Genomic DNA, 11,524 nt, shown 5'->3' on the forward strand with positions numbered 1-11,524 from the left:
AAATCATTGTAAAGAGGCGAAGATGACGCAAAATAAGAAATCAGTATTTAAAGGTTGGAATTTTTTAAAGCCTAAAGGAGGCGGAGCTAATGAGGTAGGAGAGCATGGCGGAGTATATCAAAGCTTAGACGGTAAAATTACGGCAATGATAAAAAAAGAGGCTTCAAGCTCAAAAAATATAGCCGAGTTTTTAGGATCTCAAATTTTTGAAGCTATAAGTCCTGGAAATGGAGCAAAGGTTAATTTAATTGTTCCTGATGATTTTAATAAATCTAAAACCGTTGATTCGCAAATATATGTCAAATCTGAATTTTTTGAGAATTATAGTAGCGATATGTATGTGGACATGGATAAACATATGTCTGCTAAAACTAAACCGAGTTCTTGGTTTAGAAAGGACGGCGGTAGACCACTTTTTATGGGGGCTAGAAATAAATTATTTAGAACCTTAGAAAATGCTTTTAAGGAAATTAAGTATCAGAACTTTGAAAACATTATGCCGGCAAGTTTATTGATCGGCGATTTTGATATACATGTTGGAAATATAGGAGTTATCAGAGATCAAAAAAATCCAAAAACTTTACCTAAATTAGTAAGAATTGATTTTGCTGGTAGTTTTGATAATTTAACAAATAATATATATCCGCATTCAAGAGCCAAACATTTGCCTGGATTCGGTCCCACTAACCATTTTAGAGAATTTCCTTCTAATTTAAGAACAAAAAATCCTAATTTTGCCGATAGCTTACTTGCAGTTTCTAAAATTGATTTAAGCAAAACTATTGATAAAAGTTTTGATGAATTAACTAAATATTATAGTAATGAAGCAATTGCAGAATTTGCAAAACAAGCGATGCCAAAACAATTTAATAATAAACAATCTAAAGAAATAACGCCTGAAGAAATTAAGGCTAGTTTAATAGATACAATGAAAAAAAGGCAAGAATCCTTAAAGGAATACGGCTTAGAAATTAAAGTAAATAGTTTAATTTCTAAAAAAGATAGTTTTCCTTATTACGAAGTGAAAGAGCAAGGATTAAAAACATTAATGAAAGAGTATCCTGATTATTTTGCGAAAATTCTTAATTATGAAGAAAGAAAAAAAGGAGGACAAAAACTTAAATTAAGAAATAAAATTACTACTAATTTTGCAAGAATTTTAGAAATACTTGGTATTAGAGATAGTGTGAAAAAACATTTAATAAAGACAATAAAAAGTTTAAATGAAGATATTAAAGATGAAAGAAATTTAGCTGGTTCTTCTGATAAAATAAAGAAAGAACCAAAACAAAAATTGGTAAAGACAAATATATATGCAAACAGAGAATATGTAGATACTCTAGAAAAACTTAAGAAAGCAGTTGGAACGGATGATATGGTTAGTGTTACTCCAAGTCAATTAGGTCTAGCTAAAAAAGCTAAACAAAAAGACCAAGATTTATTAAAATTAGATGAAGAAAATCTAAAACATATAAAGAGTCTAAAAGAAAAGGTTATGAAGCCTACTCAAACTACTGCAGCTAGTGTTGTTAATAAAAAGTCTACACCGGCTAAAACGAGATAATAAATGAACCAAGCAACAAGAAGCCTACAACTAAGTAATTAATCAGTAAAAGCCCATATTGCATCGGCAGCTTAATTATCTCAATCTTTTTAGAAAAATACATGGCTTTTACTACTTTAAGATAATAAAACGCAGCAACTACGCTGGTAAAAATACCACAATAAGCTAATGCGAATTCTTCTTGATTAATTGCTTGATAAAAAAGGTAATATTTACCGAAAAATCCTGTAAGAGGAGGGATTCCAATCATTGAAAACATAACTATGCTAATTACGGCAGCTATAGTTTTATGATGCTCTGCAATTCCTTGTATAGTTTTAAAACTAGCTTTATCGACGTCTTTACCGAGCAGTATAATTAAGCAAGTAAAAAATCCTATACTCCCTACCGCATATATTAGAATATATAGTAGAGTTGCTTTATATCCTTCTTGATTATGCAGAAGAACGCCGATTAATACATAACCGATATTTAAAATAGTACTATAAGCCATTAATCTTTTTAGAGAAGTTTGACGAATGGCTCCAAAAGCTCCAAACAGCATAGATAACATAGCAATTATCTTTATTAAATTATAATTAATAAGGTAGTAATTACCTATAATTAATTTGCTGATATTTAATAAAACAATAACCATACCTATTTTTGAGGCAGCGGTGAAATAAGTAACCGAAGTAATCGGTGATCCTTCATATACGTCAGGGACCCAAAAATGGAGTGGAACACTTGAGAGTTTAAAGAAAATACTACTTAAAAATAGTACAATACCGATTATTAAACCAAGATTCATTCCGGAATTATCATTTAGTTTATATAAGATATCCTCAAATTGTAGGCTTCCGCCAAATCCGTATATAAAAGAAATACCGAATAATGATAAACAACTAACTAAACTACCTAAGATAAAATATTTTAAAGCACCTTCCGATGATTTCATATCATTTAATTTGAATCCTGCAAGTGCATATGAAGTTAAAGCAGTAAGCTCCATACCGCAGAATAATAATAGAAAATTCCGTGATGAAATTGCAACAAAAATACCTACGACCGATAATAACATTAAAGTAATAAATTCAAACTTTAATTCCTCAGCAACAAGAATAGAGTAATCACGGTATATAATCATGGAGATAATAGTGAATAGTAGCACTATGCTTTTACTAATACCGATATTTATTCCGGTAGCAAATGAGTACCATACTCCTTCATAACTTGAATACTTAAAGGTAAGAAAAATTGATAATATGCATAGTAAAATAATGATATTAGAAATAATTCTATTTTTATTTGGGATCATTACGGCAAAAAACTGCCCTAAAAGTGCTATTAAAGTCAAAGTTATTTCAGGAAGTAGCAGTAGCATATAAAACTAATATTATTTATGGAAATATAGATATTAGTAAATAAATCATTTTTTATCAACAAACTTATATATAATATTGCACTTTAATACTACCTCTAATTAAAATTATTTTCTTCGTAAAATTATATTATACAAAAAAAAGCCTAAACATGATGAGATTGTACGTAGTGCATTTGAAAACCCTATAGTTGCTAAAGCCCTCTACAGCTTAGTTCTAATAATCCTGCTTTGTTCTTATTCTTTAGCAGACTTCGTATCCTGTGCAAATATATTATTACCGGCTATTAAAATTCCTATGGCTAATATTTTAGATGTTCATTTCATATTTTTATATTTCATAACTATAAGTGCTAATTTTGTTGAGTGTATAATTTCTTATACATTAATAATTAATAGTTGCAATAAATAAAAAAAATAAATTATATTGTCAAGTTTAACATTAGCAATATTTAGTATATTGAAAGAAGTATTAAACGATTCCGGCAACGAAGTCAAAATTGTAGTTATTTGGAGCTTAACTGAAACAGTACGTATAAATCCTAGTTTAGCCCAAGAGACATTAAAAATATTGAATACACTACTTAATAATCCTAGTAATTATATTGAATTCACAATCGCCAAAATCCTAGGTTGGATAATACAAATAAACCCCAATATATCACATGACACATCTAAAATACTGAAAAATCTATCTAATATAAAAGAATTAGGTGATGTAGTTAAAGAATTTGGGCTTTCTTCTAAAGCTATAGAAAGACATGATCAGGACAATATAGCTGTGCAACTAGCTTTAAAGGACTCTATTTTATTTATTGAATCTTTATATACAAACCGTGATGATATTATGTTAAATATTGCTGAATATCATAGAAAGTACTAAAAAACACAAAATTTCCTTTCATATATCCTTTAGTGTTTTATAATGGCATACAAAAATATACTGCTCCTTTAAATTTATGGGAATTATTTGAAAATAGTGAATTAGTAAAAGCTACTTGGATTAATGATTATCAGCTAATTAATGTTCATGAAATTCCTGATGAAAAATTGACAGAAAATACTTGGTCCGGAATTTTATAATTTTTTATGAAGCACATTCATACACGAGATTTGTTAAAGAGATGGTAAGAAATAGCAGACCTTTTACTATATTTGTTGAGGTTAATATAGGGATTGATTATATAGAGTTAATGTTATTCTACATTTTGACCAAACTTGGTCAAAATGATATAATAGAAATAGAAAAAATACTTAAATCACAATTAATATAGCCAAAAATTTAATCACAGCCGGTGTAAAAACTGATTTAATAGCTACCTCAACCGGATTAAAGAAGGAAGAGGTTGAAAAACTTAAATAAATTACTTATACATGTATTTATTATCATTTATATTAGGAGGATTAAATACACTACTCCGTCAATTACATTTATCAATTCGCTCTATAGAGTTTTATAAAGATGTATATAAAAACTATCAAGGGTACGGAATAAGATATGTATTTACCTTATCTTTTATTCCATCAATAATTTATTGTATTTTTATATTAAATTACATAATAACTTTAAAAGATTATTTTAACGGAATACAATCATCAAAAGTTACAGCCAACATTGAATATATTATCAATCAATTACCGGAAATTAAATATAATAATTCAAACATTTCAGTTGAAGAAGTAGAGCCTATATATTTATATAGCAAGAATAACAATAAAATAGTCGTCATTGATACAAAAAATCAAGTTTCTAACAAAGAAAAAAGCAAAATACCGTTTGTACTTGAAGAGAATAAGCTGAAGATAAATTTAATTGTAGCCAATACTAAGAAAAATTTTCTAAGTACTGTTAACTATTCTGAGATATTCAAGCAAAATGAAGTTATTTTAACTCCTGAAATAATAAAAAAATATTTTGCCGATCATTTATTATATGCACCAAATTTATTTATTTATTTCGGTATGCCGGCTATTATATTATTTTGGTTTGTAACATTCTTATTAGAGAGAAGTATTATAGTTTTGTTAGTATATAGCTTAGCTAATTTACTTACTACTAAAACTTCAATACAAACTTCTATAAGGCTAGTAATGTTTTCAAGCGGAGTCCCGATAATATTACAACCGGTTATTATTATATTAATACCGGAATTAAGCATATTATTACAGCTACTACAAATGTTTACAACTTGTTTAGTATTTGTCGCTATTTGGCAAATTAACAAGAACCTATCACACTATATATAAGAAAAATCAGTTATCATATAATATGTGATTTTAAATTCTCAATTTACTAAAAAAACAGCCTATTATTAAAAAAATAAAAGTTTTTATTGTTAAAATAAAACCTAAAGTTATTTATTTATAAATTTAGGTAATTTAAATGGGTAAGAAAAAAAGAAAGTAAGGTTTGCAGAAGAGCTGCAAGTTAAGGAATTTGCACAAGATAAAGAAGCAACAGAAGTAGACCTTATAAGAGGCAGAGTAATTAATATTTATGATAAAGGCGGCTACTTAAGCCGGATCAATTGGTAATTCATGAACGAGAAGCTATTGGAGTAAAAAATGTTGAAGTCAAGAGCAATCTAAATTTCTTTCAACAAATTTTCATTGCAGTAGGTCTTATAAAGGACACAAAAACAATCAAAGAAGAATTTACTTATACTACCGGCGATATACAAGGAATATTAAAGGATAACGGTCAATTTATTAATAATTCTGAAGAAATTAGAAAATTTGTTGATAAAAATAGAGATATTCAAATTGCAGATATTGACGGTATCGGTATTGGTCATTTAAATCATCAGGGTAAAATACAAATTAATTCAAAGTTTGGACTAAGTAATGAAAAAATTATTCTTTATAAGGATGGTCAATCAGCTGCTATTGAAAGAAAAGGTCTACTTATAAATCAAAAAGGAGAGCCTTTATACAAAGATAACTTAGTCCAAAAAGATAATAAAGTTTATCTAGTTGGAGATGTCGGAAGAAAGATTGATACACCTTTTAGAGATCCAAAAACTAGAGCTAGAGATAATTGGAATAGATTAATAAAGAAATTTAAGCATGCTTTAATACTGGAACATGAGTTAGGAAAATTAAACGATGCAATATTAGATTCTGTAAGAGTTAAAGTAGTTCATCCAAATCCAAAACTTGCAGAACATCATCTTCAAAAAATAGCTCAAGGTAAACAAATATGGGATAGGTATGAATTTAAAATATTACGTATGGGACCAGAGGAAAAAAAGCACCAATTATTCTATGATACCTCCTCTCAAAGATTACTTGATGCTAACGGTAAAGTAGCTTCTACTATCGGTAAAGAAAGTAAAAGCATGAATAATGTTCAAGCATTTGTAATGGGAGAGGATGGAACAATTTATATGGGTACTAAAATCAATATTTGCCAAATACTAAAAATCTTGTTCACGGTTCATTTTTAAGTGGAAAGCCTGAGGAAGCAGCAGGAGTTATAGGGATAAATGATAGGGAAAAAATCGGTGCTTTAGATAAAAATTGTCAAATCGATATTCAAGGGCATCTACAAATACTTGTTACTGATTTTGTAAAAAATATGGAAACCAAAGTAGGTTTCAGAAAAAATGCTAAAACTCATTATGAAAAACTAAGATAGGAAAGAATAGAGAAAATTAAAAATTATCAAACTAATTTAAAAAATATTGCTGCTTCTTCAAAACCTAAAGCTAGAAATAGAACAACAAACAGAGGGCGTGGATAATAAAATAATTAACTATTTATAATTAAATGTCATTCCTGCGAAAGCAGGCATCCAGCTAAATGTCATACTCCGGCATTGTTGCGTGGATTGGTAAAACCCATTATGTCACCTAGTTCGCTTGACCACTGGGACCATAAAAATAATTTAAAGTACTAATATTAATTGGGTCCCGCTACAAGCTTGCGGGATGATGACAAAGCAATTTTGGATTCCTGCTTCTAGCTAGGAATGATATCGAAGGTGTTTTTTGCACCATGCAACAACGTCCCTAGGTAATGTTGGATTAATCACTTATTTATAATATTTTCTCCTTCTTTTCTACTTCTACTAGTTTCTACACAATTAAATTTTAGTTTATATTAACAAGCTAATTTTTTATTAAATAATATAATTATATACTTGACTAAATTACTTGGGTATTGTAGATATAAAACAATTTTAAGTTTTAATAGGTTGGTTATATGATGCTGACGACGAAAGGAAGATATGCCGTAATGGCAATACTTGAAATGGCTTCAAAATCAAGTGCCGAACCGGTCACTTTGAATGAAATGTCCGTAAAACAAAATATATCGCTTAACTATTTAGAGCAGATATTTTCTAAACTTAAAAAAGCTGATCTAGTTAAGGCTATTAGAGGATCGAAAGGTGGGTATATTTTAATCGGTAACCTAGAAGAAATAAAAATTTCCGATATTATGGACGCCGTTAACGAAAATTTTATAATGACTACCTGCTATAAGAAGTCAGTTAAAACTTGCGTGCCTGATACAATAAAATGTAATTCGCATAAATTATGGCAAGGTCTTGGTAAGCATATTAGAGATTATTTTGAAAATATCTCAATTAAAGATGCTTTAAACTCAAATTTAAATATATGATATATTTAGACCATAATGCTACTACTTTTATCGACCCTAGAGTTAAGGAATTCATAATAAGTTTAATGGACAAGGAGCTTAACCCTTCATCAGCACATAGCTCAGGTAGATTTGCTAAGAATCTCATAGAAACGGTACGCGCACAAATAGCGATGGCTCTTGGTATAACCTTATCATCTAGAGAATATGATATTACTTTTACTTCATCAGGGACTGAAGGTAATAATTTAATAATGAAAAATTTTTATGACGGCGATATTTTTATTTCAGCTATTGAACATTTATCGATCTATAACCATATAAACTACGCTCCAAATATTAAAGTTATAAGTGTTAATACGCAAGGGCTAGTTGATTTAGAACATTTAGAAGAGTTGTTAGCTCAAAGTAATACTAGTAAAAAACTAGTTTCCATAATAATGGCTAATAATGAAAGCGGAGTTTTACAAGATATAGCTGAGATAGGTAAAATAACTAAAAAATATGAGGCAAAATTTCATAGCGATTTAGTGCAAGGTTTTGGCAGAATACCAATAAATATCAAAGCATTAGGATTAGATTTTGCTACAATTTCAGGGCATAAAATAGGAGGGGGGCAGGGTGGTGCTGCTTTAATTTCTAGCTCTAATTTTCAAGTTACTCCAATGATTATAGGAGGAGGGCAGGAAAAATCAGTACGCTCAGGCACTGAAAATGTTTTAGCAATTGCAGGATTTGGTTTAGCTTCTGCATTGAGGACAAACAATATCTCAGAAAATTATATAAAAATCAAAAAGTTACAAGAAAATTTAGAGAAAAAATTAAAAAAATATCCTAATGTAAATATTGTTAGTAATAACGTAGCTAGGTTGCCTAATACTACCTTAATTACTATACCAAATACGGATGCACAAGTGAAATTAATTGGGTTTGATTTACATAATATTTGCGTAAGTTCCGGTTCTGCTTGTTCATCGGGAAAAATATCTAAATCGCATGTATTAACCAATATGGGTGTAGGGGAAGAAGAAGCAAAATCTTCGATTAGGATATCTTTAAGCCATACTAATACGGTAAGTGATATAGAGGCTTTTATAGAGGCTTTTGAGGAGATTTACGATGTCATTCCTAGCTAAAAGCGACGTTGTTGCACGGCTCTGTTTATGTCATTCCCGCGGAAGCGGGAATGACATCGATGACTGTTTAAACTATACCAAAACATGAATTAATTTAACCATATGAACCAACAATTAAACAATTTAACCTTACCGATATATATGGATTATCAGGCGACAACTCCAATAGATCCAAGAGTAATGGAGGAAATGTTGCCTTATTTTACTACCAAATTCGGCAATCCTCATTCACGCAGCCATTCTTTCGGTTGGGAGGCAGAAAACGCCGTTGAAGAGGCAAGGAGTATGGTAGCAAAGTTAATAGGAGCGGATACTAAAGAAATTATTTTCACTTCCGGTGCAACTGAGTCTAACAATCTTGCAATAAAGGGAATAGCAAAATTTTACAGCAATAAAAAGAATCATATTATTACCGTAGTCAGTGAACATAAATGTGTACTTGATGCTTGCAGGCATTTAGAGCAAGAAGGTATAAAAATCACATACTTACCGATTAAGCCAAATGGAATAATCGATTTAGAAACTCTAAAAAATGCCATTACCGATCAGACTATGTTAGTTTCAGTTATGGTGGTTAATAATGAAATAGGTGTTGTTCAGCCTTTAAAGGAAATCGGGAAAATTTGCCGTGAAAAGGGCGTTTTTTTTCATTCCGATATTGCTCAAGGTTTTGGTAAAATTCCAATTGATGTTAACGCATTTAATATTGATCTTGCCAGTATCTCAGGGCATAAAATTTACGGTCCGAAAGGAATAGGTGCATTATATGTAAGGAAAAAACCTCGTGTGCGTGTTACACCGCTCATAAACGGTGGTGGGCAGGAGAGAGGTATGCGTTCAGGTACGCTACCGACTCCTTTAATCGTAGGGCTTGGCATGGCTGCTAAAATAGCGTATAGTGAGATGGAAAAAGATACTAAGCACGTAAATTACTTATTCGACAGATTTTTAAATAATATACATAAGCGAATTTCAGAAGTTTATTTAAACGGCGATAAAAATCAAAGATATAAAGGTAATTTAAATTTAAGCTTTGCCGGAGTTGAAGGAGAATCAATGATCCTTGCCATTAAAGATTTAGCGGTTTCCTCCGGTTCTGCTTGTACTTCTGCCTCTTTAGAGCCGTCATATGTTTTACGTTCTATGGGAATCGGTGAAGAGCTTGCCCATACTGCAATTAGGTTCGGCATAGGTAGATTTACTACCGAGCAGGAAGTTGACTACGCAGTAAATTTAATATGCTCAAAAATCGATAAACTAAGGGAATTAAGCCCTCTTTGGGAAATGATGCAAGAGGGAATTGATTTGAAAAAGATTAAATGGGCTGTACATTGAGAATATAGTCATTGCGAGCAGCCGTAGGCTGCGTGGCAATCTTGTCAAATATCCTGAGATTGCTTTGTCAAAACTTGCAGTTTTTCCTCGCAATGACGGCTCAGGTATTCACGCAAGTATAACATACAAAACCAAATTTGAGGGAATAACAATGGCTTATAGCAAAAAAGTGATAGATCATTATGCAAATCCTCGTAATGTTGGATCGTTTGATAAAGAAAATAAAAATGTTGGTACAGGACTAGTTGGAGCTCCTGCTTGTGGTGACGTTATGAAGTTACAAATCGCAGTTGATGATGACGGGATTATTACAGATGCTAAATTTAAAACATTCGGCTGCGGTTCAGCTATTGCTTCAAGTTCTTTAGTAACGGAGTGGGTTAAAGGAAGATCGGTAGAAGATGCTGAGACTATTAAAAATACCGAAATAGCAAAAGAATTGTCACTTCCACCGGTAAAATTACATTGCTCACTACTTGCTGAAGATGCAATCAAAGCAGCTATAGCCGATTACAAACAGAAAAAAGAAAGCAAAAAAGACTCTTAAAACATGAAAAATGTTATTTCATTAACCGATTCTGCTGCAAAGCAAGTAAAATTGCTAATAGAAAAACGCGCCAAGCCTACCTTTGGTATTAGGGTAGGGGTTAAGTCAGGCGGTTGTGCCGGTCAGACTTATTACGTGGAATATGCCGATAGTAAAAATCAATTCGATGAAGTAGTTGAAGAAAAGGGCGTACGGATACTAATCGACCCAAAGGCATTAATGTATATTCTAGGTTCTGAAATGGATTATGTAGAGACTAAATTCAAATCCCAATTCACTTTCACCAATCCTAACGAAAAAGCTAATTGCGGCTGTGGCAAATCTTTTAGCGTGTAACACTTTAAAATCAATAAAGGTTTTAAAATATGTTTAACTGGGTTTATAATAAAATATTCTCTTATCCTTCACCTAATATTGAAAGCTTACGAAAAGCACTAGAGGAAAGAATTGATTTCTTTTCTCCGCCTAGTAAAGATTTGGAAGAACTCGAAAATAATAAAGGATTAGAAAAACGTTTAAAAGCAGTAAAAAAACACTGGCATATCTACAGGCAAACCCTCGTCATCCTAGTTTAAATACCCATAAATATAAAAATCTGTTAAAGGACATAACGGAGAAGAAATATTTGAAGCTTATGCTGAAAATAATACTCCTGCTGCTTATAGAATTTTTTGGTATTATGGACCAAACAAAGATAATATCACACTATTCTAGCAATTATAGCACATCCATAAAAAGTCAATTGCAGTTGACTATTACACCAATAGCTTTATTTTAAGAAAAATCATGCAAATCACCGGAAAATAAAATCCCCCAGCCTACTGCGATATGATTGATTAGGATCGCGTATATTATTATATTTAACTAAATCCTGAACAGGAGTATCATAATTTTGTGAAATTTTTGATAAAGCATCTCCTGATTTCACTGTATAAACTTTAGTGGTGCGATTTGGCATATTAACTCCTAAGATTATTTTT

Annotated in this window: 13 protein-coding genes and 2 pseudogenes; 13 read left to right on the forward strand and 2 right to left on the reverse strand. The window is 30.9% G+C overall.

Going from position 1 to position 11,524, the window contains the following annotated elements; all coding sequences use genetic code 11:
• Positions 1 to 22 precede the first annotated feature (22 nt).
• Positions 23 to 1,564, forward strand: coding sequence for a hypothetical protein (locus tag RAT170B_RS05905; protein WP_045805867.1), 1,542 nt, complete (start codon positions 23 to 25; stop codon positions 1,562 to 1,564).
• On the opposite strand, the gene nuoN is transcribed toward RAT170B_RS05905, so the two are convergent.
• The gene (gene nuoN / locus RAT170B_RS05910) at positions 1,551 to 2,927 is read right to left on the reverse strand and encodes an NADH-quinone oxidoreductase subunit NuoN (RefSeq protein WP_045805868.1); all 1,377 of its coding nucleotides are present in this window, start codon (positions 2,925 to 2,927) and stop codon (positions 1,551 to 1,553) included. The two genes, RAT170B_RS05905 and nuoN, sit on opposite strands and share 14 nt — an antisense overlap.
• Before the next feature lie 457 nt (positions 2,928 to 3,384).
• Between nuoN and RAT170B_RS11690 the strand changes: the two genes are divergently transcribed.
• From RAT170B_RS11690 to RAT170B_RS05965, 12 genes and pseudogenes are all read left to right on the forward strand, one after another.
• Positions 3,385 to 3,807 (forward strand): hypothetical protein, encoded by a 423-nt coding sequence (locus tag RAT170B_RS11690; protein ID WP_045805905.1) that lies wholly within the window; start codon positions 3,385 to 3,387, stop codon positions 3,805 to 3,807.
• Between the two features lie 32 nt (positions 3,808 to 3,839).
• The gene (locus RAT170B_RS05920) at positions 3,840 to 4,007 is read left to right on the forward strand and encodes an Rpn family recombination-promoting nuclease/putative transposase (RefSeq protein ID WP_014120874.1); all 168 of its coding nucleotides are present in this window, start codon (positions 3,840 to 3,842) and stop codon (positions 4,005 to 4,007) included.
• Positions 4,008 to 4,048: 41 nt separating this feature from the next.
• A complete protein-coding gene (locus RAT170B_RS10605; RefSeq protein ID WP_014014441.1) occupies positions 4,049 to 4,198 on the forward strand; it encodes a hypothetical protein in 150 nt (49 codons plus the stop codon).
• 100 nt (positions 4,199 to 4,298) lie between these two features.
• Positions 4,299 to 5,171, forward strand: a complete 873-nt coding sequence (locus tag RAT170B_RS05925) for a DUF1189 family protein (RefSeq protein ID WP_045805869.1) — start codon at positions 4,299 to 4,301, stop codon at positions 5,169 to 5,171.
• 281 nt (positions 5,172 to 5,452) lie between these two features.
• Entirely contained in the window at positions 5,453 to 6,370 is a 918-nt protein-coding gene (locus RAT170B_RS05930) for a hypothetical protein (RefSeq protein ID WP_261368743.1), read from the forward strand.
• Between the two features lie 53 nt (positions 6,371 to 6,423).
• Positions 6,424 to 6,666: pseudogene (locus tag RAT170B_RS12220) on the forward strand (hypothetical protein).
• 461 nt (positions 6,667 to 7,127) lie between these two features.
• Positions 7,128 to 7,547: a Fe-S cluster assembly transcription factor gene (locus RAT170B_RS05940; RefSeq protein WP_012150915.1), complete on the forward strand. Its 420-nt coding sequence runs from the start codon at positions 7,128 to 7,130 to the stop codon at positions 7,545 to 7,547.
• Complete coding sequence (locus RAT170B_RS05945) at positions 7,544 to 8,662, forward strand: cysteine desulfurase family protein (RefSeq protein WP_014014438.1); 1,119 nt, start codon at positions 7,544 to 7,546, stop codon at positions 8,660 to 8,662. The genes RAT170B_RS05940 and RAT170B_RS05945 overlap by 4 nt, the downstream gene beginning before the upstream one ends.
• 102 nt (positions 8,663 to 8,764) lie before the next feature.
• Positions 8,765 to 9,997, forward strand: coding sequence for an IscS subfamily cysteine desulfurase (locus tag RAT170B_RS05950; RefSeq protein WP_014014437.1), 1,233 nt, complete (start codon positions 8,765 to 8,767; stop codon positions 9,995 to 9,997).
• A gap of 151 nt (positions 9,998 to 10,148) precedes the next feature.
• Positions 10,149 to 10,544: a Fe-S cluster assembly scaffold IscU gene (iscU, locus tag RAT170B_RS05955; protein ID WP_045805906.1), complete on the forward strand. Its 396-nt coding sequence runs from the start codon at positions 10,149 to 10,151 to the stop codon at positions 10,542 to 10,544.
• A gap of 3 nt (positions 10,545 to 10,547) precedes the next feature.
• On the forward strand, positions 10,548 to 10,880 hold the full coding sequence (locus RAT170B_RS05960; protein ID WP_004998325.1) for an iron-sulfur cluster assembly accessory protein: 333 nt from the start codon (positions 10,548 to 10,550) through the stop codon (positions 10,878 to 10,880).
• A gap of 29 nt (positions 10,881 to 10,909) precedes the next feature.
• Positions 10,910 to 11,119: a hypothetical protein gene (locus tag RAT170B_RS05965; RefSeq protein ID WP_045805870.1), complete on the forward strand. Its 210-nt coding sequence runs from the start codon at positions 10,910 to 10,912 to the stop codon at positions 11,117 to 11,119.
• A 199-nt stretch (positions 11,120 to 11,318) separates the two neighbouring features.
• Here the strand turns inward: RAT170B_RS05965 and RAT170B_RS05970 are convergent.
• Positions 11,319 to 11,502: pseudogene (locus tag RAT170B_RS05970) on the reverse strand (LysM peptidoglycan-binding domain-containing protein).
• Positions 11,503 to 11,524: the final 22 nt, after the last annotated feature.

This window comes from Rickettsia argasii T170-B, from assembly GCF_000965185.1.
GTDB classification, from domain to species: Bacteria; Pseudomonadota; Alphaproteobacteria; order Rickettsiales; family Rickettsiaceae; genus Rickettsia; species Rickettsia rickettsii.

Coding starts and splice junctions, on each gene's coding strand:
- RAT170B_RS05940 (WP_012150915.1), top strand. CDS start 7,128: ATGATGCTGACGACGAAAGGAAGATATGCCGTAATGGCAATACTTGAA.
- RAT170B_RS05965 (WP_045805870.1), top strand. CDS start 10,910: ATGTTTAACTGGGTTTATAATAAAATATTCTCTTATCCTTCACCTAAT.
- nuoN (WP_045805868.1), bottom strand. CDS start 2,927: ATGCTACTGCTACTTCCTGAAATAACTTTGACTTTAATAGCACTTTTA.
- RAT170B_RS10605 (WP_014014441.1), top strand. CDS start 4,049: ATGGTAAGAAATAGCAGACCTTTTACTATATTTGTTGAGGTTAATATA.
- RAT170B_RS05950 (WP_014014437.1), top strand. CDS start 8,765: ATGAACCAACAATTAAACAATTTAACCTTACCGATATATATGGATTAT.
- RAT170B_RS05925 (WP_045805869.1), top strand. CDS start 4,299: ATGTATTTATTATCATTTATATTAGGAGGATTAAATACACTACTCCGT.
- RAT170B_RS05945 (WP_014014438.1), top strand. CDS start 7,544: ATGATATATTTAGACCATAATGCTACTACTTTTATCGACCCTAGAGTT.
- RAT170B_RS05960 (WP_004998325.1), top strand. CDS start 10,548: ATGAAAAATGTTATTTCATTAACCGATTCTGCTGCAAAGCAAGTAAAA.
- RAT170B_RS05905 (WP_045805867.1), top strand. CDS start 23: ATGACGCAAAATAAGAAATCAGTATTTAAAGGTTGGAATTTTTTAAAG.
- iscU (WP_045805906.1), top strand. CDS start 10,149: ATGGCTTATAGCAAAAAAGTGATAGATCATTATGCAAATCCTCGTAAT.